1 pseudogene is annotated in these 646 nt (G+C 51.2%); it reads right to left on the bottom strand.

The annotated features are described in order from the left end of the window. Nucleotides 1-51: 51 nt before the first annotated feature. Nucleotides 52-646: pseudogene (locus tag AB2J24_RS19865) on the bottom strand (IS6 family transposase); the annotation flags it as partial.

Genomic DNA, 646 nt, shown 5'->3' with positions numbered 1-646 from the left:
GGTATTGCCAAGTTGTTTGCACCAGATTGTAAAGGATTGTGGATGGCTAGATCAAGCCTTCATTTCTGTGGTGTAGTCGGCCCAGAGACTAAACGCATCAGAACGGGCGTGGCGGTAAGAGGCTGCATTGAGTTGGTAGCGGCGGGGGCGGAAGATCAAGTTGATCTGGTCATGCGCAAGCAGAAACCTCTGAGCCTGTCGGTGAGATTTGAACCGGCCCATTATCTTCTCTCGTTAGCGGGTCGGCCTGTGTGACACCTCGATCGCATTATTCAGGCCTTTGTGGGCGCGATGGTCAGCGTTCTTTGCCAGTGTTTTGATAGGTTTGATGTAACTGCGTAATTTGTCGGTGATCACGACCCTAGGCTCCCCAAACCTTACAACTAATCTTTTGAAAAAGCGCTTTGCTGCTTTGGCATTACGACGTGTTTGCACCAGGATATCAAGAACGTCACCATTTGCGTCGATCGCGCGCCATAGCCAGTGTTTCCGACCACGGATAGTGATCACGACTTCGTCCATGTGCCATTTGTCGTTCGGCCGCGGACGATCCCGTTTAATGCAATGTGCGAAATGTTGACCAAAACGATTGACCCAAAGACGGATCGCTTCACGGCCAACAGTGATCCCGCGTTCTGCCAAAAGA

The sequence above is a fragment of the Lentilitoribacter sp. EG35 genome, assembly GCF_040784015.1.
In the GTDB taxonomy this organism is placed as follows: domain Bacteria; phylum Pseudomonadota; class Alphaproteobacteria; order Rhizobiales; family Rhizobiaceae; genus Lentilitoribacter.
The sequence above is the reverse complement of the archived record's forward strand: the minus strand, read 5'-3'. Positions and strand labels throughout refer to the sequence as shown.